The 17,168-nt window shown below is 47.5% G+C and carries 29 protein-coding genes; all 29 read right to left on the minus strand.

Going from position 1 to position 17,168, the window contains the following annotated elements:
* Positions 1-216: 216 nt before the first annotated feature.
* Positions 217-468: a 50S ribosomal protein L31 gene (gene rpmE, locus ACTIE0_RS04910; protein WP_006621318.1), complete on the minus strand. Its 252-nt coding sequence runs from the start codon at positions 466-468 to the stop codon at positions 217-219.
* A 195-nt stretch (positions 469-663) separates the two neighbouring features.
* The gene (gene rpsI, locus ACTIE0_RS04915) at positions 664-1,074 is read right to left on the minus strand and encodes a 30S ribosomal protein S9 (protein WP_006621319.1); all 411 of its coding nucleotides are present in this window, start codon (positions 1,072-1,074) and stop codon (positions 664-666) included.
* Entirely contained in the window at positions 1,074-1,532 is a 459-nt protein-coding gene (rplM, locus tag ACTIE0_RS04920) for a 50S ribosomal protein L13 (RefSeq protein WP_006621320.1), read from the minus strand. The genes rpsI and rplM overlap by 1 nt, the downstream gene beginning before the upstream one ends.
* Before the next feature lie 15 nt (positions 1,533-1,547).
* Positions 1,548-2,384 carry a tRNA pseudouridine(38-40) synthase TruA gene (truA, locus tag ACTIE0_RS04925; RefSeq protein WP_006621321.1) on the minus strand — a complete coding sequence of 279 codons (837 nt, stop codon included), beginning with the start codon at positions 2,382-2,384 and terminating at the stop codon, positions 1,548-1,550.
* Between the two features lie 56 nt (positions 2,385-2,440).
* Complete coding sequence (gene rplQ / locus ACTIE0_RS04930) at positions 2,441-2,791, minus strand: 50S ribosomal protein L17 (RefSeq protein WP_006621322.1); 351 nt, start codon at positions 2,789-2,791, stop codon at positions 2,441-2,443.
* A 103-nt stretch (positions 2,792-2,894) separates the two neighbouring features.
* Positions 2,895-3,839, minus strand: a complete 945-nt coding sequence (locus ACTIE0_RS04935) for a DNA-directed RNA polymerase subunit alpha (RefSeq protein ID WP_006621323.1) — start codon at positions 3,837-3,839, stop codon at positions 2,895-2,897.
* A gap of 140 nt (positions 3,840-3,979) precedes the next feature.
* Positions 3,980-4,372: a 30S ribosomal protein S11 gene (gene rpsK / locus ACTIE0_RS04940; protein WP_006618077.1), complete on the minus strand. Its 393-nt coding sequence runs from the start codon at positions 4,370-4,372 to the stop codon at positions 3,980-3,982.
* Positions 4,373-4,462: 90 nt separating this feature from the next.
* The gene (rpsM, locus tag ACTIE0_RS04945) at positions 4,463-4,846 is read right to left on the minus strand and encodes a 30S ribosomal protein S13 (protein ID WP_006621324.1); all 384 of its coding nucleotides are present in this window, start codon (positions 4,844-4,846) and stop codon (positions 4,463-4,465) included.
* Positions 4,847-5,195: 349 nt separating this feature from the next.
* Entirely contained in the window at positions 5,196-5,309 is a 114-nt protein-coding gene (rpmJ, locus tag ACTIE0_RS04950) for a 50S ribosomal protein L36 (protein WP_006618079.1), read from the minus strand.
* Between the two features lie 502 nt (positions 5,310-5,811).
* The gene (infA, locus tag ACTIE0_RS04955; protein WP_006618080.1) at positions 5,812-6,036 is read right to left on the minus strand and encodes a translation initiation factor IF-1; all 225 of its coding nucleotides are present in this window, start codon (positions 6,034-6,036) and stop codon (positions 5,812-5,814) included.
* A 221-nt stretch (positions 6,037-6,257) separates the two neighbouring features.
* On the minus strand, positions 6,258-6,836 hold the full coding sequence (locus ACTIE0_RS04960; protein ID WP_006621326.1) for an adenylate kinase: 579 nt from the start codon (positions 6,834-6,836) through the stop codon (positions 6,258-6,260).
* Positions 6,836-8,152 (minus strand): preprotein translocase subunit SecY, encoded by a 1,317-nt coding sequence (gene secY, locus ACTIE0_RS04965; RefSeq protein ID WP_006670293.1) that lies wholly within the window; start codon positions 8,150-8,152, stop codon positions 6,836-6,838. Before secY ends, ACTIE0_RS04960 begins: the two co-directional genes overlap by 1 nt.
* A 52-nt stretch (positions 8,153-8,204) precedes the next feature.
* The gene (gene rplO, locus ACTIE0_RS04970) at positions 8,205-8,675 is read right to left on the minus strand and encodes a 50S ribosomal protein L15 (protein WP_006621328.1); all 471 of its coding nucleotides are present in this window, start codon (positions 8,673-8,675) and stop codon (positions 8,205-8,207) included.
* 77 nt (positions 8,676-8,752) lie between these two features.
* Positions 8,753-9,283, minus strand: coding sequence for a 30S ribosomal protein S5 (gene rpsE, locus ACTIE0_RS04975; RefSeq protein ID WP_006618084.1), 531 nt, complete (start codon positions 9,281-9,283; stop codon positions 8,753-8,755).
* Between the two features lie 50 nt (positions 9,284-9,333).
* Positions 9,334-9,696 carry a 50S ribosomal protein L18 gene (gene rplR / locus ACTIE0_RS04980; protein ID WP_006621329.1) on the minus strand — a complete coding sequence of 121 codons (363 nt, stop codon included), beginning with the start codon at positions 9,694-9,696 and terminating at the stop codon, positions 9,334-9,336.
* A 3-nt stretch (positions 9,697-9,699) separates the two neighbouring features.
* On the minus strand, positions 9,700-10,239 hold the full coding sequence (gene rplF / locus ACTIE0_RS04985) for a 50S ribosomal protein L6 (protein WP_006621330.1): 540 nt from the start codon (positions 10,237-10,239) through the stop codon (positions 9,700-9,702).
* Between the two features lie 68 nt (positions 10,240-10,307).
* Complete coding sequence (rpsH, locus tag ACTIE0_RS04990) at positions 10,308-10,709, minus strand: 30S ribosomal protein S8 (RefSeq protein WP_006621331.1); 402 nt, start codon at positions 10,707-10,709, stop codon at positions 10,308-10,310.
* Between the two features lie 23 nt (positions 10,710-10,732).
* Positions 10,733-11,278, minus strand: coding sequence for a 50S ribosomal protein L5 (rplE, locus tag ACTIE0_RS04995; RefSeq protein ID WP_008057353.1), 546 nt, complete (start codon positions 11,276-11,278; stop codon positions 10,733-10,735).
* Between the two features lie 129 nt (positions 11,279-11,407).
* Complete coding sequence (gene rplX, locus ACTIE0_RS05000; RefSeq protein ID WP_006670296.1) at positions 11,408-11,764, minus strand: 50S ribosomal protein L24; 357 nt, start codon at positions 11,762-11,764, stop codon at positions 11,408-11,410.
* 3 nt (positions 11,765-11,767) lie between these two features.
* A complete protein-coding gene (gene rplN / locus ACTIE0_RS05005; RefSeq protein WP_006621334.1) occupies positions 11,768-12,136 on the minus strand; it encodes a 50S ribosomal protein L14 in 369 nt (122 codons plus the stop codon).
* Positions 12,137-12,192: 56 nt separating this feature from the next.
* Positions 12,193-12,441 (minus strand): 30S ribosomal protein S17, encoded by a 249-nt coding sequence (gene rpsQ / locus ACTIE0_RS05010; RefSeq protein ID WP_006621335.1) that lies wholly within the window; start codon positions 12,439-12,441, stop codon positions 12,193-12,195.
* 120 nt (positions 12,442-12,561) lie between these two features.
* Positions 12,562-12,777 (minus strand): 50S ribosomal protein L29, encoded by a 216-nt coding sequence (rpmC, locus tag ACTIE0_RS05015; protein WP_006621336.1) that lies wholly within the window; start codon positions 12,775-12,777, stop codon positions 12,562-12,564.
* 53 nt (positions 12,778-12,830) lie between these two features.
* Entirely contained in the window at positions 12,831-13,250 is a 420-nt protein-coding gene (gene rplP, locus ACTIE0_RS05020; protein WP_006618093.1) for a 50S ribosomal protein L16, read from the minus strand.
* A 110-nt stretch (positions 13,251-13,360) separates the two neighbouring features.
* A complete protein-coding gene (rpsC, locus tag ACTIE0_RS05025) occupies positions 13,361-14,089 on the minus strand; it encodes a 30S ribosomal protein S3 (protein ID WP_008057354.1) in 729 nt (242 codons plus the stop codon).
* Positions 14,090-14,196: 107 nt separating this feature from the next.
* Positions 14,197-14,547: a 50S ribosomal protein L22 gene (rplV, locus tag ACTIE0_RS05030; RefSeq protein WP_006621338.1), complete on the minus strand. Its 351-nt coding sequence runs from the start codon at positions 14,545-14,547 to the stop codon at positions 14,197-14,199.
* 209 nt (positions 14,548-14,756) lie between these two features.
* Entirely contained in the window at positions 14,757-15,035 is a 279-nt protein-coding gene (gene rpsS / locus ACTIE0_RS05035) for a 30S ribosomal protein S19 (protein ID WP_006617591.1), read from the minus strand.
* Between the two features lie 152 nt (positions 15,036-15,187).
* Positions 15,188-16,051, minus strand: a complete 864-nt coding sequence (rplB, locus tag ACTIE0_RS05040) for a 50S ribosomal protein L2 (protein ID WP_006621340.1) — start codon at positions 16,049-16,051, stop codon at positions 15,188-15,190.
* Positions 16,052-16,232: 181 nt separating this feature from the next.
* The gene (locus ACTIE0_RS05045) at positions 16,233-16,544 is read right to left on the minus strand and encodes a 50S ribosomal protein L23 (RefSeq protein ID WP_006621341.1); all 312 of its coding nucleotides are present in this window, start codon (positions 16,542-16,544) and stop codon (positions 16,233-16,235) included.
* Entirely contained in the window at positions 16,534-17,166 is a 633-nt protein-coding gene (gene rplD / locus ACTIE0_RS05050; protein WP_006621342.1) for a 50S ribosomal protein L4, read from the minus strand. Before rplD ends, ACTIE0_RS05045 begins: the two co-directional genes overlap by 11 nt.
* Positions 17,167-17,168: the final 2 nt, after the last annotated feature.

Raw genomic sequence — 17,168 nt, forward strand, 5'->3', positions numbered from 1 at the left:
TCAAAATTATCGGTAAATGTGGGTGATTTACATCATTAAATATTCGATAATTAGGCGTTGGCATTACCTCCATCACCATCATTAACCCTTACTTAATGGTGGTTTACAACTTATTTTACACTGCTAAATATTAGGGATAAACCGGAAACCAAAAATCGGTCGGTTGCCAGTAGTCAGACGCTACGGACAACAGACGACAAACAATCGACAACCCGGCTATTTTTTCGATTGATCCGCTTCCGTTCCTGTGGCTTGACTCTCATCAATCATGCCATACTTACGCAGGAAGCGTTCAACTCGTCCTTCTGTGTCAATAATCTTTTGAGTTCCAGTATAGAATGGGTGGATTCCAGACCAGATATCAACGTGCAGTGATGGCTGTGTGCAACCAACTTTCATAACGACTTCGCCGTTACAGATTACTTCAGCTTCTGGATACCATTCGGGATGAATATCAGGTTTAGGCATGGTTTAAGCTACCAAGTCAAAATCAACAAATTTTACTTTCTTTCTATTATAGCCATAATTGGCTCGCGACAGGCTGAGTCACAAAACCTAATAAATTGAGATTCTGCACCCACCTGGGGATGGGCAATATTACCACCCCCTGTCTAGGATAGTTTACACGATCGCGCTTGAGTCTGGATTGATAGCCAAAACTCTCTAGCGTTTCGAGTATTGGGGAGCCTTGCGAGCTTTCCGCAAGCCGTATTTTTTCCGCTCTTTAGCGCGAGGGTCACGGGTTAAATAGCCTTCTGCTTTCAGTGGTTGGCGATTATCAGGACTTAACTCGCATAAAGCACGAGCCACACCTAAGCGGATGGACTCCGCTTGACCTGTGAGACCCCCACCTTGGACATTTACCAGAACATCGTAATCATTTTCTAGCCCTAAAGTTTCTAGGGGTGCTTTAGTAGCTGAAAGATAGCTCGTGTTAAATTGCAGATACGATTCGCCCTCGCGACCATTAATAATTACCTGGCCACTGCCCGGAACTAAACGCACACGAGCGATCGCTGATTTCCGGCGACCTGTACCCCAGTAAACTGCCTTACCTGTATCTATAGCCTGCATTATTTACCTCCTGTGGGAATTGTGTCAATTTTCAGCACTTCAGGATCTTGAGCCTGATGGGGATGAGTCGGACCAGAATAAACTTTTAGCTTCGTAAATAGTTGGCGGCCCAAAGCATTTTTGGGGAGCATTCCCTTAACTGCTTTCTCAATAATTCGTTCCGGGACTCGGTTTTGCAGTTGATCAAAAGTCTCTGTCTTCATCCCTCCCGGTCTACCCGAGTGGCGACGATAGATTTTTTGCTCCCCTTTTTTGCCAGTTACTGCCACTTTGTCAGCGTTAACCACGATTACAAAATCCCCTGTATCCATGTGGGGGGTGTAAGTGGGTTTATTTTTGCCACGAATGATTTGAGCAATTTCTGTAGCCAGGCGGCCCAGTCTTTGATCCGCCGCGTCAATGACGTACCATTTTCGTTCAATGGAGTCAACCGGCGGCAGATAGGTTTTAGTCATCATGATCTTGCAGTTCTCCTAAGTTAATGGTGATTGTGGTTCAGTTTTTCCTAGGATAAATTTAGGAAAAGTATCGAACCAGATATCAGGAGTAAAGGGGAAATTCGGATAGCCTACCCGTAGTAGGCACAACCCCTGGGGAGGGGCTGCCGATTTGACAATTTCCCGACGTTCGTTGACCCAGATATCTTGGAAGTTTTCTAGCGATCGCTCCCCCGCCCCCACCTGTACCAGCAGCCCCACCAGTAATCGCATCATTCCATACAGAAATCCGCTCGCTTGAACTTCAATATGAATAAATGCTTCGCTCCGCCAACATTGCACATCCTGGACATCCACCCAAGCATGGGGGCGACTAGAACCAGCTCGTTGGAATGCTGATAAATGGTGATAGCCCAGTAATGGTTTGAGAGCTGCCAACATTAGGCTTTCATCCAACCGCTGATGATAGTAGTGCCAGGTAAACCGACGGATAAACAAGTTAGGTCGAGCATCCGTGTAAAGGCTATAGCGATAGCGTCGCCATTGAGCGTCAAACCTGGCGTGCCAATCCTTCGCTACCGGAGCCGATGCCCTAATCAGGACATCCGCTGGCAATCGGCTATTGAGAATGGTTGCCCACCGATAGGCAGGAATATGGGCTGGGGCATCAAAATGAGCCACCTGGGCTGCTGCATGAACTCCAGAGTCCGTGCGACCTGCTGCATGGAGGGGGACTCGCTCCTGCTTTAAAACCTTGCCAATAGCTGTTTCTATGTCCTCCTGAACCGTGCGCTGATTGGGTTGCCGTTGCCATCCGTGGAAGTGGGTTCCATCGTATTGGATAATCAGAGCAATGCGCTGTTTATCAGTCATTGACAATCCGCCTTCCCTTGAGTTCAGCTTGAGTCACCGGCTCCCTGACAATCGCCTTAAACCAGCTCAATGATTGCCATTTCCGAGTTATCTCCCCGGCGAGGAACCGTTCGCACAATGCGAGTATATCCCCCTTTACGGGAGCCATAGCGCTGGGCTGCTCCTTCAAACAACGCATGAACCAGTTGTTTGTCATAGATATAGCCCATCGCTTGGCGACGAGAGGCGAGTGTTCCATCTTTAGCTAGAGTAATCATCCGTTCTACTTCAGAGCGCACAGCTTTAGCTCGTGCTTTCGTCGTAGTTACACGACCATGACGGATGAGTTCGGTAGTCAGCGATCGCAAAAGGGCTTTTCGCTGGTCCGCAGGTTTACCAAGTTGATGAATACGACAACGATGACGCATGACAAATTATTTAGATAAGTTACTTAGATTTAGTTCCGAAACCAGCCATAAACAGGCACTCACAACTCATTTCGAGCCGTGACCTTCTATGGCACTCACCTACTCAAGATTTAGCTGCTCGCTCCTTAGGTAAAGTAATTCCTAGGCGGTTTTGGAGAGCTTCGATCACCTCTTCAGCAGACTTTTGACCGAAATTTTTGATCTCTAGGAGATCTTCCTCTGTATAATCTCGTAAGTCCGCCACCGAGTTGATTTGCGCTCGTTTTAGGCAGTTATAAGCCCTAACCGAAAGTTGTAGCTCCTCAATCGGGATCTGGCTGGTAGGATCGATATCATCCCTTTGATCGCTCGTAATTGATTCTAGGTTGATATCTTTCAGGGCACCGAATAGATCCACCAAAATCGCAGCCGCTTGACTGATCGCTTCTTGGGGAGTCAAACTGCCACTCGTCCAGATTTCCAACGTCAGCCGATCTTTCTCCAAAGATCCACCATCGCGGGCATCTTCTACAGTGTAGTTTACCTTCCGTACCGGCATGAAAATTGCATCAATTTGGAGAAAATCCAAAGCCGCAGAATCATCCCGATGTCTATCAACCGCTCGATACCCTGTCCCCTTTTCAATCTGACATTCCATCTCCAGAGTTGCCCCCGGGGATAAGGTAGCAATATATTGATTTTTATTGACCACCTCCACTTCCGAGGGTAAATCAAAATGGCCGACTGTTACGGTTGCTGGACCTTGCACCAAGAGACGGCCAATTTGCTTCTGATAGGTATGGCTTTTGAGAACTGCTTCTTTCAAATTCAGCATGATCTCTAGGACATCTTCCCGAACCCCTTCAATCGTTGCAAATTCGTGGTTAACGCCAGCAATTCGGACCGCTGTAATGGCAGTCCCTTCTAAATTTGACAGCAGCACCCGCCTTAGTGCATTTCCAACGGTTATTCCCTGGCCACGATCTAACGGTCCCAGGACAAATTTGCCATACTGACTACGGTCAGTGCTTATATTGGATTCAATACACTCAATCTTAAACTGCGCCACCGATTGACCTCCGTTCGACTCTTACCCCAAAAATTAGACCTAACCCATTACCAATGAAAAATGAAAAGTATCGGGGATGTAACTTCTCATTTTTCAAAACCTGTTACGGCTTTAGTTTGGGCGCACGCCACCAGGCTTTTTTACACCCTACGACGTTTGGGGGGACGACAACCATTGTGAGGAATTGGGGTGACATCACGAATGAGAGTAATTTCTAGTCCCGCTCCCTGCAATGCCCTAATTGCTGTTTCTCGACCTGATCCAGGACCGCTGACCATTACTTCAATTTGGCGCATACCTTGGTCGGACGCTCGACGGCCAGCACTTTCAGCCGCTGTTTGGGCTGCAAAGGGAGTTCCTTTTTTCGCTCCCTTAAATCCTGTAGACCCGGCGGAAGCCCAAGATATTACTTCCCCATTTTGATCCGTAATACTAACAATTGTGTTGTTGAACGTAGACTGAATGTAAGCTACCCCGTTGGGGACATTCCGTTTTTGCTTTTTTGGTCCAGTTTTTTTAGTTTGTCGCGCCATAGTTGTCTCTTTAACGACCTATTGAGTTGATTAACTTGCCTACTGAATAATTGATTAATACAGTTGGCCCATGGAAAGCCTCTCCATAGACTATTTCTTGGAGGCGGCTTTTTTCTTACCTGCTACAGTTCGGCGAACTCCACGCCGGGTTCTGGCATTCGTCCTCGTCCGCTGACCCCGAACCGGTAATCCCATTCGGTGACGACGACCACGATAAGTACCAATATCCATTAAACGCTTGATGCTCATCGCTTCTAAGCGCCGCAGGTCTCCTTCTACTTGGTAGTTAGTTTGGATTACAGAACGTAAAGCTGCTACGTCCGCATCAGTTAAATCCTTAACCCGAGTGTCGGGGTTGACACCCGTCTCCGCTAAGATTTCTTTGGAGCGAGATAATCCAATTCCGTAGATATAGGTCAGACCAATCTCAACACGCTTATCGCGTGGAAGGTCTACTCCGGCTATCCGTGCCACGTTTTTTTCTCCCTAATAATCGTGCTGTGCCAAAATTAATTACAGTGCCGAGTTGTTCTATTTAATCCTGCCAGTGATCAGACCGTGAAGGCTAACTTCACACTTCCTAGCTTAGTGACTGAGCCGCCTCGCGCGGCCATCATAACAGCCATTAAGTGCGTTTGACGAGGGTATCACTGGCTTGGGTTAGTGGGATACTTAATTTAGCTTTCCCGCTACTTTGCTTTTCTTCCCTCTGTGTACAATAGACATCAACAGTTAATATGGGTAGGGTGCGCCAGACCAATTAATAATCATTGAATCTGCGTGCATTCTGCCTCTCTGACGCACTTCACTACCTTCATCATCACTATCCTTGTCTTTGCTTATGTTTGGGATTCGAGCAAATCACCATCACTCGCCCTCGACGGCGAATGACGCGACATTTTTCACAAATTTTCTTCACTGATGCTCTAACTTTCATGTCAACCTCATGGGAGTTGGGAAACCACTAGATTTAGCTGGCCGATTACAATTTTATGGCTCATGAATTTGCCTTACCCTACTGGGGAAGAAAGACAGAGGTGCTGTATCTTTCTATGGTTAGCCTGATTTAGGCTGTTTTCAGCACAAAGTTACTTCGCTACTATGGTGTTACTGGTCGGCGGTACTTTCCCCAGAGTATTATTTGACAACTCAGCCCTACGCGCAGGTAGTCCCCTTGTTGATTTTTAACTCTTAGGTTTTAGTGCTTGAGATTAGCGACCCCCCTATCCCCTAGGAAATTCAACTATTGTCCATAACTTAGTTCCCCGGAAACATGGCTGTTGACCAGCCTGGTTTTTACAGGGGGATGCTAACGCTATATAGAACGACACTAACTACTAATAGTAGTTTACAACAAATTCTTAATTATACCACAGGCTAAAAATTTTTAGCCAGGATTGAGGTAAATCAACCTGGAGCGATTCAGCTATGAGGGGAACCTATTTCTTTTTCAGTCGATAGGTGATCCGACCTTTGCTGAGATCGTAGGGGGTTAATTCTACCTTGACGCGATCGCCCGGTAGAATTTTAATGTAGTTGCGCCGGATTTTACCCGAAATGTGTGCTAGTACATTAAAACCATTATCGAGATCGACTCGAAACATAGCGTTGGGAAGGGACTCGGTAACAGTTCCTTCCATTTCTATTAAGTCTTGTTTAGACAAACTGTTAGTTCCTCAATTCGGTAAATAAACCCCCCAGTAGGCGACTAAAATCATCCAACCAGGCAGAATAGCGTCCGGGCTAGGGCCTGAGCGTGTTAACATATCTTATCAAAATCTGGTAATCATCCATGTCATCAACACAAATGACTAAGCCACGATGGGAACCGCCGGGGGGAGATTTGGTGCCCAGATTGGTGAACCTGGATTCTCCATGCCAATGATTAGCTGGTAATTACCTCTTTTAAACTATCGGTTACTTCTTCCATGGTGCGATCGCCATTGATATGATGCAGTTGGTTACGACTGCTGTAAAATTCAATCAAGGGAGCCGTCTGTTCCCGATAAACCTGAAGGCGATGTAAAATCGTTTCTTCATGGTCATCTTCACGACCTCGCACCAGCAATCGTTTCAGGATGACATCATCTGGAACCTCTAAATTAATGACCCAGACGTGATCTTTATCTGGAATTTTGCCCGTTTTCTCATCAACCGACAACAAATGCTCTTGGACAAACTGAGCCTGGCTGACATTACGAGGGAACCCATCGAGAATCCAACCCGTTTCAGCATCAGGCTCTGATAAACGGTGAGTCACCATATCCAAAATCAGTTGATCCGGAACCAAATCACCCAGATCCATATAGGTTTTAGCCTGTTGACCCAGGGGAGTTTGCTTAGAGACATGATCCCTCAAAATCTCTCCAGTAGAAATGTGAGGAATTTTCATAATCTCAGCCATACGAGCCGCTTGTGTTCCCTTTCCCGAACCAGGCGGCCCCAAAAAAATCAATTCCCGCATTATTTTTTCACCATCCCTTCATATCTTTGAGAAATTACATAGGTCTGAACCTGCTTGGCGGTATCAATAGCAACCCCGACCAGAATCAGTAGAGAAGTAGCACCAAAGCCTCGGAAAGTAGGAACTCTGGTAGCGCTTTCGACTACAGTAGGAATAATTGCTACTAAACCCAAGAAAACCGCTCCCAAAAAGGTTAAGCGATTCAGAACCCGCTCAATATACTCACTGGTGGCGCGACCTGGACGAATTCCGGGAATACTAGCTCCCATTTTCTTCAAGTTCTGAGCCATATCTACGGGATTCATAATTAAAGAAGCGTAGAAATAGCTAAAGAACAGAATCATCAGCAAGTAAAAGGCAATATAGAGCCAAGGAGCAGGTCCTCCGGGACTCAGATAAGTAGAAATTTGTACCAGAACCGGATTATTAGCAAACTGGGAGATAGAAGCCGGAAGAATCAAAACTGCCGAAGCAAAGATAATCGGCATCACCCCGCCTTGATTTAGACGCAAAGGTAGATAGCTACTTTTTTCGCGATAAAGTTTGCGACCCACTTGTCGGCGGGCGGAAACAATAGGAATACGACGGGTTCCCTCTTGTACAAAAACAATCCCAACAATCATTGCTAGGAAAATCAATAACAAGATCACAACTCGTCCTACAATAGCGCTATCACCACTTTGAGCTAATTCAATGGTACTGCCCAATGATTGGGGTAGAACCGCTACGATGTTGATAAAAATGAGCAGGGAAGCGCCATTACCGATACCCCGTTCTGTAATCAGTTCCGATACCCACATGACAAACATAGACCCAGCAGCTAGAGCCAGGACTACTTCAGCCATGACTATGAACTGTGGTTGATTGGGGTTTTGAGCAAAGGGGCTGACCCAAATGGCAATACCAATACTTTGCAAGATAGCCCAACCCAAGGCCACATAGCGGGTAATTTGGGATATTTTCCGCCGTCCGGCTTCCCCTTCGTTTTTTTGCAAATCTTCTAAAGTGGGGAGAGCCGCCGTCATCAACTGCATGATAATGGAGGCGTTAATATAGGGGAGAATTCCCAGAGCAAAAATACCCAGGGCTGAAAATCCACCCCCGGAAAATAGGTCCAGAAAACCGATAAAGGGGGTGTTTTGAATATTTTCGCTAAATGCTTGCCGATCAATGCCTGGGATAGGCAGGAACACGCCCAAACGAACTAGAATGAGCAGACCAATGGTTACGAGAATACGACCCCGTAAACCAGCAGCCTGAGCCATCTGCATGAATGTTTCCTGTGCAGTTGGCGTTTTTTCTCGACTGACGACCATGAAGGACTACCTCTTGAAAACACTATTGGGAATGTACAGAGCAAGCTAATGCTTAACCTTCCGGGCTGGTGTTTCTGGCTCCTAAGACTTCACAACTTCCCCCGGCTGCTTCAATTTTAGATCGAGCGCTTTGGGTGAAGGCTGCTGCTTTAACCTGAAGTGCTACATTTAGTTCTCCATCTCCCAAAATCTTGAGCGGTCCCCGGTCAGTAGTAATAATTCCGGCCGCAATGAGAGAGGATAGAGTTACTTCGCTGTTGACACTCAGAGAATCCAGACGACCCACATTAATGGTAGTGTACTGTTTTCGGTTGACCAGAGGAAAGCTTTTTAATTTAGGTAGTCGTCGATAGAGGGGGTTTTGACCTCCTTCAAATCCGGGTCTGGTGCTGCCACCGGAACGCGATTTTTGACCGCGCATTCCTTTGCCACAACTAGCTCCTTGTCCGGCAGAAACCCCACGACCAAGGCGACGGCGACGTTTTTGAGAGCCAGCTTTGGGCTTTGCGTCTTGTAATCTCATGGTTGTCTCAGTGCATTGCAATTGATGGGTTATCAGTGAGAGGCAATTGAGGAATTGCCCCGATGGTCCACTTATGATTAAGCATAAAGCTGTTCGATGGGGATGCCCCGTTCTTTAGCCACATCCGATAGAGTCCGCAATCCTGAGAGAGCGTTAATGGTGGCGCGGGCGTTATTCAGGGGATTACTGGAGCCTAGCTGTTTAGCTAGAACGTTTTTAACCCCGGCTAGTTCTAGCACGGTGCGGACAGCACCCCCAGCGATTACCCCTGTACCAGGGGCAGCGGGTCTAACAATGACTTGGGCTCCGCCTCCCACACCATTGGCGGGGTGAGGTAGAGAGTTAGATTTGGTTAGGGGAATCTCGACGACATTTTTGCGGCCATCGGCGACACCTTTTTTGACGGCTCCGATGACATCTGCTGCTTTTCCGACACCGACACCCACCTGGCCTTTTTCGTTGCCGACGATAACAATGGCACGGAAGCTGAGTTTTTTACCGCCTTTAACTACTTTAGTTACACGGCGAATTTGAACAACCCGTTCTTGCCATTCGGATTCTTTTTCTTTGGTGCGAGTATTTTTTTTACGACGTTGCTGTTCTGCCATACTTTTAGTTCCTGATTGTTAAGGGCAATTATAAATTGCCCGTCAGCTTATTAAAATTCTAACCCGGCTTCTCTGGCTGCGTCTGCCAAGGCTTTAACGCGGCCGTGATAGATGTAACCTCCCCGGTCAAATACTACGCGCTCAATTCCTTTAGATAGGGAGCGTTTAGCGATTAATTGACCAACTTTAACAGAGGCATCACAGGTGGCCCCAGTTTTTAAGTCGGCAGTTATTTCGGGGTCTAAGGTAGACGCGGCAACTAAGGTGTGTTGCTGGCTATCGTCGATCACCTGTACATAGATGTGCTTGTGAGAGCGAAACACAGCCAATCTAGGACGCTCTGAAGTGCCTAGGACTTTGCGCCGAACTCGACGGTGACGGCGCTGACGGGAATCGTTACGAGTAAGTTTCATGATCTATTTTTTCCCTGCCTTACCAGCTTTACGTCTGACTTGTTCTCCGGCGTAGCGAATGCCCTTGCCTTTATAGGGTTCAGGGGGTCGCACGGCGCGAATTTTCGCAGCCATGTTGCCGACGAGTTCTTTATTAATTCCGCTAACAATCACATTGGTGTTATTTTCAACGGCTACGCTGCAACCTTCAGGGGGAACCATTTCCACCGGTTTGCTGTAGCCGACATTTAAGATCAGGTTTTTACCTTGAACCTGAGCCCGATATCCCACTCCTTGGATTTCCAGTCGCCGTTCAAATCCTTGGGAAACTCCATCCACCATGTTGGCTACCAGGGTGCGACAGAGACCATGACGCTGACGGGCGACTCGGGATTCATCCCGACGCTTAACGATTAGTGTGTCTTCTTCGAGGGAGAGGATCACTTCGTTGGGTAATACGCGGGAAAGCTCCCCTTTTGGTCCTTTGACTGTGACTTTTTGGCCGTCTAAGGTTAGGGTAACTTTGGCGGGAATCGGAATTGGACGCTTACCAATTCTAGACATAATCCTTGTTTAATGGTCGATGAGCAGTGTTTAGGGGTCTGCGGAGTGCGAGGCTGTGGGTAATGGATTTACCACACATAGCAAAGCACTTCTCCGCCTAAGCCCTGAAGGCGGGCTTCTCGGTCGGTCATTACCCCACGGGAGGTAGAAATGATCGCAATTCCAATTCCACCTAAAACCCGGGGGAGTTCTTTGCGGTTTTTGTAAACGCGCAAACCTGGACGGCTCACTCGTTTAAGGGTGCGGATTGTGGGGGTGCGGGTTTTGGTGTTGTATTTTAGTGAAACCACTAAATGTTTTTTGACACCAACACCTGCTTCTTCAAAGTTGGCAATAAAGCCTTCATCCTGGAGGACTTTGGCAATACTGCGGGTCATTTTGGTGGATGGAATTTCTGTGGTTTGATGCCGCGCCATGCAAGAGTTGCGGATGCGCGTTAACATATCTGCAATAGTGTCGTTCGTCGCCATAGTTGTCTCGTTATTTTACTGCCTCAGTTCTCCCGGAAGGGCATTCCCATTTCTTTAAGTAAAGCACGCCCTTCTTCATCTGTCTGGGCTGTGGTGACAATTGAAATATCCAGACCTCGAATTTGATCGATGCGATCGTAGTCGATTTCTGGGAAGATCAGTTGTTCTTTGACCCCCAGACTGTAGTTACCCCGACCGTCAAAACTTTTGGGACTAATGCCACGAAAGTCTCGAATGCGAGGTAGGGCTAGGTGAATTAGACGTTCCATAAAGGCATACATCCGATCAGAACGGAGTGTCACCATTACCCCAACGGGCATTCCTTGACGGATTTTAAAGCCGGCGATCGCTTTTTTAGCGCGGGTCACTACTGGTTTTTGTCCGGTAATAATCGCCAATTCATTAACTGAAGATTCCAGAGCCTTGGCATTTTGGGATGCTTCGCCCAGTCCTCGGTTAATGGTAACTTTAACAACCTTGGGAACCTGATGGATGTTCTCATATTTGAACTGTTCCATCAATTTAGGAACGATGGTTTCCTGATAGATGGTTTTGAGTGGAGATGTCATAGTTGCTGTCTGTCCTAAATACATTCCCTGGGCTTGGTCAGGGATAATCAAAACGAGTGTTTAACAGAGTCCACCTGTCCAGTCAGGGCTGGTGGGAAACCCGCCCCGGGGGAGAAAGTGTGCCATTGATTAATCAATAACTTCCCCGGTTTTTTTGAGCATTCTGACCTTGCGCCCGTCTTCCGTAAAGGTGTAGGAAATACGACTAGCGACTTTTTCTTTGGTCGAATACAGCATCACATTAGAACTGTGAATAGGAGCTTCAAAGTTGACAATACGGCCACCTTCACCCTCTTGTTGAGGTTTAACGTGCTTGGTACGGACGTTAACATCTTTGACAACTACTTTACTCAATTTAGGTAGAGTGGATATCACCTCCCCAACTTTTCCTTTATCTCGTCCGGCAATTACCTGGACAGTATCCCCTTTTTTGACGTGCATTTTGTAGCCCCGGGGCGGAGCTAATTTGCGCTGACGCTTGGGCATAATTTAGAGTACCTCCGGTGCAAGGGAAACAATTTTAGTGAAATTTTTGTCCCGTAGTTCCCGTGCCACAGGTCCAAATACACGGGTTCCCCTGGGGTTGCCATCCTGGTTAATGATAACGGCTGCATTATCGTCAAAGCGAATACTCATACCGCTATCTCGGCGTAGTCCTTGGCGACTGCGAACAATGACAGCTCGAACGACATCGGATTTTTTGACGGCCATGTTGGGAATTGCATCTTTAACGACAGCGATGATGACATCACCAATAGTGCCGTAGCGACGATTACCCCCACCCAGGACGCGGATACACATAAGTTTGCGCGCGCCGCTGTTATCTGCCACATTAAGTATGGACTGCTGTTGAATCATGGTATTGTCTCTGTAAGCGTAATTTGGGGTTCAAGATAAACAGAAACCGGTGAGAATTACTGGTTATTTTTGTTGATAATTTCAACTACATTCCAGCGTTTAGTGCGACTGAGGGGGCGGGTTTCTCGAATGCGAACCCGATCGCCTTCTTGACAAGTATTATCTTCATCGTGGGCTTTATATCGTTTAGTATTAACGACAATTTTCCCATATTTAGGGTGAGGGGAGCGGTTTTCAATAGCTACCACCACAGTTTTTTGCATTTTATTGCTGACGACTACGCCAACTCTTTCTTTAACTGCCATGATTGTGAGAAATAAGAGATGAATGATTGTTTAGGTAATGGGTAATGGGTAATGGGTATTACTGACCAGTATTTCCCATTTCCTATTCCCTAGGGCCTTAGACTAATGAATTAGGGAATACTAAGCCGGACTTTGATTTGGAAGTTGTCGTTCCCTCTCCACGGTGAGTAACTGTGACAATCGATGTCGTGTGTGTCTAATTTCATGAGGTTTTTCCAAGCGTCCTGTAGCTTTCAGGAGGCGCAGATTAGCGAGTTGTTTTTTAATTTCCAGGATTTGCTCAGAGAGGTCATCATCATTTAACTGTCGGGCTTCTTCAATTTTAGAAAGAGCCATAATTATCTCCTCGGTACAATTAGCGGGCAGTTTTCAGGTCAATGCAATCAGTATTAGGACTGTGAATCTTCCCGTGTGAGAAACTTAGTCTTAATCGGGAGTTTAAAGGAGGCTAGGCGCATAGCTTCGCGGGCGACCTCTTCAGAAACACCTGCAATTTCAAACATGATGCGTCCAGGTTTAACAACAGCGACCCAGTATTCAGGGGCCCCTTTACCGGAACCCATACGGGTTTCTGCGGGACGCATAGTGACAGGTTTATCAGGGAATACACGAATCCAGATTTTCCCACCCCGGCGAATATAACGAGTCATTGCCCGACGGGCTGCTTCAATTTGGCGGGAGGTAATCCAAGAGGGTTCAAGGGCTTGTAGGGCAAAATCACCAAAGTTGATATTGTTGCCGCGAGTTGCCTGACCCCGCATTCGACCCCGCTGTTGTTTGCGGAATTTAGTTCTTCTTGGGCTTAACATGATCGCAAATAGTAGTGAGTGAAGTTAATGAGACAGAGGCGTACCCATGAGGGAGATAAGTGTTAGGTTTTGGGTTATGAACCTATCGAGATCGCGCCTACTAGAACTTTTTATGTATCACTAGACCGGTCATCATACTTTTGCCGTCTGGGTGTACGGCGACTTTTCGGCGCTCTTGTATTAGGTGCGGGGGTTTCTTCCTGACCGGGAATAATTTCTCCCTTAAACACCCAAACTTTGACACCGAGGATGCCGTAAATAGTGAGAGCGGTGCAGTAGGCATAGTCAATATCAGCTCGTAAGGTGTGTAGGGGAACACGACCTTCACGGGTCCACTCAGTCCGAGCAATTTCTGCTCCGTTCAAGCGGCCACTGACCTGGATTTTAATGCCTTCAATGCCAGCTTTTTGGGCGCGGGTAATAGCTTGGCGGACAACTCTACGGAAGGAAACCCGTTTTTCAAGTTGAGCGGCGATATTTTCAGCGATGAGGGTAGCATCAGCATCAACGCGGGACACTTCCACAACGTTAATGCGGATCTGGCGATTGCTGCCCAGTTCTTTCTGAAGTCCTTGGCGGAGGGAGTCAATTCCGGCACCACCACGACCAACTACCACACCCGGTCTAGCGGTTAGCACTTCCAGGTCAATTTGATCAGCTTTGCGTTCAATGCGAACATCTGAGATGCCAGCATTGCTGAGATTTTTCTGAATGTACTTACGGATGGTGTGGTCTTCCTGCAACAGTTGCGGATACTGACTAGCATCGGCAAACCAGCGAGATTTGTGTTCTTGGGTAACTCCAAGGCGGAAACCAATTGGATGTATTTTTTGTCCCATAGCAGCTTAATAATTTAGTCTGTACATAAAACGACCAGATAGGCGCTTATCCATGCAAGGTAAGGGTTTAATGCTTAACCCACTGACCCTGGGGAAGCTAGGAGTTGTTATTGGGCTTCCGCGACGGTCACGGTAATGTGACAGGTGGGTTTGCGAATGGGATAGGCTCGACCTTGGGCGCGAGGGCGGTAGCGTTTAAGGCTTGGTCCGGCATCGGCGAAGGCTTGGGAAACGATGAGAGTGGCGGGGTCTAAACCCTGGTTATGTTCAGCGTTAGCAACAGCCGATCGCAGAACTTTCAAGACAGGAGTACAGGCGCGGTAGGGCATAAACTCCAGGATAATCAGGGCTTCGCGATAGCTACGTCCGCGAATTTGATCAAGTACCCGCCGGACTTTTGATGGGGACATTCTGATGTAACGAGCGATCGCTTTTACTTCTGAGTTGGAACTAGCCATATCTTTCTCCTTGATTCGGGCGTGATGTAGGTGTGGTTTAGGGTCGCTCAACCCAGAAATTGTCAGGGCGCTTTGGACTTGGGCGGGTTTCTCAAAACACGCTTTGGGGAATTAAGGTTACGGGCAGAACCAGCCCCAGCCGCGTTTTTTCCGAAAATACCGCATAATCCGCCGCTACTCCACAGTCCTACAGGCGAACGAAGCGCCGCTTATCGGCGAGCTTTTTTATCACTTTTAGCGTGACCTCGGAATGTCCGAGTGGGAGCAAATTCTCCCAATTTATGTCCCACCATTTGTTCGTTAACAAATACAGGGACGTGCTGACGGCCGTTATGAACAGCGATAGTATGACCAACCATTTGGGGAACAATGGTGGAGGAGCGCGACCAAGTTTTGATCACTTCCTTACGATTGTCAGCGTTGAGTTTTTCGATTTTGACGAGCAGATGATCGGCCACAAATGGACCTTTTTTGAGCGATCGAGACATGGTATATGTTTAGGATTCCAATGGTGATCTAGGCTGTGGGCGGAGGCTACCCATTACCCTTTGGGCAGGGTAGGGGTGGGGGGCTTAGTCCGATTTTCTTTTGATGCCTTTACCAGGAATGCAGCCAGATAGCAGTCTGCAAGGCTTGGCGATTAGCTCTGACGGCCACCTTTGCCTCGTTTCGAGGATTTCCGACGACGGCGAACAATTAAAGCAGTGCTGCGTTTTTTCTTGTTTCTGGTTTTCGCTCCCAGGGCTGGTTTACCCCAAGGCGTAACCGGGCCACTGCGACCAATGGGGGCGCGTCCTTCACCACCACCGTGGGGGTGATCAACAGGGTTCATAACACTACCGCGCACGGTGGGACGTTTACCCAACCAGCGATTACGTCCAGCCTTACCAATGCTGATATTTCTGGCATCCACATTACCCACTTGTCCAATCGTCGCATAGCAACGGGCGGGGATTTTCCGTTGTTCACCAGATGGCAGTTTCAGGGTTACATAATCCCCTTCTTTAGCCATAATCTGAGCCGAGGCTCCGGCTGCTCTCACCATTTGTCCGCCTTTACCGGGAATCATTTCCACGTTGTGGATTGATGTACCCAAGGGAATGTGGGATAGGGGGAGAGCGTTACCCACTTCAATAGGGGCATCAGGTCCAGATATAACCACAGTCCCGACAGCCAAGCCGACAGGGTGGAGAATATAGCGTTTTTCGCCATCCACATAGTTAAGTAGGGCAATTCTGGCGTTACGGTTGGGGTCGTATTCAATCTCAGCGACTTTAGCGGGTACATTATGTTTATCCCGGCGAAAGTCAATAATCCGATATAGTTTTTTATGTCCACCACCCCTATGGCGACAGGTAATCACACCGCGATTATTACGACCTTTAAGGCGGTGTTTAGAGACGGTTAGGGATTTTTCCGGCTCGGATCTAGTAATTTCTGTAAATTCCGAGACAGTATGTTGGCGTGTGCTTGGGGTATAAGGTCGGTAAGAACGAATTGCCATATAGTCGATCCTATGTCTGTTTCTGTGGAAGTTAGAGATCTAGATTTCTGGATAGGGAAAGAAAACTCGATCGCCCTTCATGTCGGTGTTCAATAATTACCAGGGTAAAGGTGGGTTCTCGGTGCCGCTTTTTTTTGATAGTTATTCAGAAGGTGGCACACCCGCGTTTTACCCGACACCATTAAACTTCAGGGAAGAGGACTTTTCTCAAGGCTTCCCCATCTTCCAGGGTAACGATCGCTCTTTTATAGCGAGGTTTGTACCCGACGAAACGGCCGACCCTACGTCGTCGCCGGGGAGGATTCTGGGTATTAACACTCAAAACCTTAACTGGAAATAGCAGTTCAACTGCCGCCTTAATAGTTGGTTTATCCGCCCTAGGATCCACATCAAAAGTAAACTGATTCAACTCCATTTGAATTGTGGCTTTTTCAGTTACAATTGGTCGTCGGATCACATCAGCTAAATCACGGGTTTTAAACTCAGTCACCATAAACCTCCTGAATTTTCGCCAGGGCATTAGCAGTGGTTACTATTTTGTCTGCTGCCAGAACATCATAGACATTCAAGCTATCTGCCAGACAAATTCTAATTTTCGCCACATTCCGACCCGACAAATAGACGTTTTCTTGTTTTTCAGGTAGTACCAGCAGCACTTTAGCTTCTGGTGAAACTCCCCAACGTGCCAAAGCATCTGTCAAGTCTTTAGTTTTAGGACGTGGCAGTTGCGTCACAAATTCTTCCACCACCACGATATCCTCTGCCCTACTCTGAAACGCCGTTCTCAAAGCCAACCGACGTTCTTTGCGGTTCATTTTGACGCTGTAATCTCTCGGTTTTGGCCCAAAGATCACACCACCACCGCGCCATAGTGGAGAACGAATTGAACCTGCCCTTGCCCGTCCTGTTCCTTTTTGTCTCCAGGGTTTACGGCCACCGCCTCGCACTTCTGAGCGAGTTTTGGTGCTGGCTGTTCCCTGTCTGGCTGCCGCCTGCTGACGTACTAAGGCTCTATGGACGATGTGGGAGGCATTTTCTTCTTTAGCAACTTTTAGTTCCAGGGTAGTCTGTCCGACTTCTTCCCCTTCCCAGTTGCGAATTACACAGTCAACCATTT

It is taken from the genome of Limnospira sp., from assembly GCF_051859755.1.
Taxonomy (GTDB): Bacteria; Cyanobacteriota; Cyanobacteriia; order Cyanobacteriales; family Microcoleaceae; genus Limnospira; species Limnospira fusiformis.

Bases quoted from the DNA above. Each gene is read 5' to 3' on its own strand.
- rpmE (WP_006621318.1), bottom strand. From the start codon at position 468: ATGCCTAAACCTGATATTCATCCCGAATGGTATCCAGAAGCTGAAGTA.
- rpsI (WP_006621319.1), bottom strand. From the start codon at position 1,074: ATGCAGGCTATAGATACAGGTAAGGCAGTTTACTGGGGTACAGGTCGC.
- rplM (WP_006621320.1), bottom strand. From the start codon at position 1,532: ATGATGACTAAAACCTATCTGCCGCCGGTTGACTCCATTGAACGAAAA.
- truA (WP_006621321.1), bottom strand. From the start codon at position 2,384: ATGACTGATAAACAGCGCATTGCTCTGATTATCCAATACGATGGAACC.
- rplQ (WP_006621322.1), bottom strand. From the start codon at position 2,791: ATGCGTCATCGTTGTCGTATTCATCAACTTGGTAAACCTGCGGACCAG.
- rpsK (WP_006618077.1), bottom strand. From the start codon at position 4,372: ATGGCGCGACAAACTAAAAAAACTGGACCAAAAAAGCAAAAACGGAAT.
- rpmJ (WP_006618079.1), bottom strand. From the start codon at position 5,309: ATGAAAGTTAGAGCATCAGTGAAGAAAATTTGTGAAAAATGTCGCGTC.
- ACTIE0_RS04960 (WP_006621326.1), bottom strand. From the start codon at position 6,836: ATGCGGGAATTGATTTTTTTGGGGCCGCCTGGTTCGGGAAAGGGAACA.
- secY (WP_006670293.1), bottom strand. From the start codon at position 8,152: ATGGTCGTCAGTCGAGAAAAAACGCCAACTGCACAGGAAACATTCATG.
- rplO (WP_006621328.1), bottom strand. From the start codon at position 8,675: ATGAGATTACAAGACGCAAAGCCCAAAGCTGGCTCTCAAAAACGTCGC.
- rpsE (WP_006618084.1), bottom strand. From the start codon at position 9,283: ATGGCAGAACAGCAACGTCGTAAAAAAAATACTCGCACCAAAGAAAAA.
- rplR (WP_006621329.1), bottom strand. From the start codon at position 9,696: ATGAAACTTACTCGTAACGATTCCCGTCAGCGCCGTCACCGTCGAGTT.
- rplF (WP_006621330.1), bottom strand. From the start codon at position 10,239: ATGTCTAGAATTGGTAAGCGTCCAATTCCGATTCCCGCCAAAGTTACC.
- rpsH (WP_006621331.1), bottom strand. From the start codon at position 10,709: ATGGCGACGAACGACACTATTGCAGATATGTTAACGCGCATCCGCAAC.
- rplE (WP_008057353.1), bottom strand. From the start codon at position 11,278: ATGACATCTCCACTCAAAACCATCTATCAGGAAACCATCGTTCCTAAA.
- rplX (WP_006670296.1), bottom strand. From the start codon at position 11,764: ATGCCCAAGCGTCAGCGCAAATTAGCTCCGCCCCGGGGCTACAAAATG.
- rplN (WP_006621334.1), bottom strand. From the start codon at position 12,136: ATGATTCAACAGCAGTCCATACTTAATGTGGCAGATAACAGCGGCGCG.
- rpsQ (WP_006621335.1), bottom strand. From the start codon at position 12,441: ATGGCAGTTAAAGAAAGAGTTGGCGTAGTCGTCAGCAATAAAATGCAA.
- rpmC (WP_006621336.1), bottom strand. From the start codon at position 12,777: ATGGCTCTTTCTAAAATTGAAGAAGCCCGACAGTTAAATGATGATGAC.
- rplP (WP_006618093.1), bottom strand. From the start codon at position 13,250: ATGTTAAGCCCAAGAAGAACTAAATTCCGCAAACAACAGCGGGGTCGA.
- rpsC (WP_008057354.1), bottom strand. From the start codon at position 14,089: ATGGGACAAAAAATACATCCAATTGGTTTCCGCCTTGGAGTTACCCAA.
- rplV (WP_006621338.1), bottom strand. From the start codon at position 14,547: ATGGCTAGTTCCAACTCAGAAGTAAAAGCGATCGCTCGTTACATCAGA.
- rpsS (WP_006617591.1), bottom strand. From the start codon at position 15,035: ATGTCTCGATCGCTCAAAAAAGGTCCATTTGTGGCCGATCATCTGCTC.
- rplB (WP_006621340.1), bottom strand. From the start codon at position 16,051: ATGGCAATTCGTTCTTACCGACCTTATACCCCAAGCACACGCCAACAT.
- ACTIE0_RS05045 (WP_006621341.1), bottom strand. From the start codon at position 16,544: ATGGTGACTGAGTTTAAAACCCGTGATTTAGCTGATGTGATCCGACGA.
- rplD (WP_006621342.1), bottom strand. From the start codon at position 17,166: ATGGTTGACTGTGTAATTCGCAACTGGGAAGGGGAAGAAGTCGGACAG.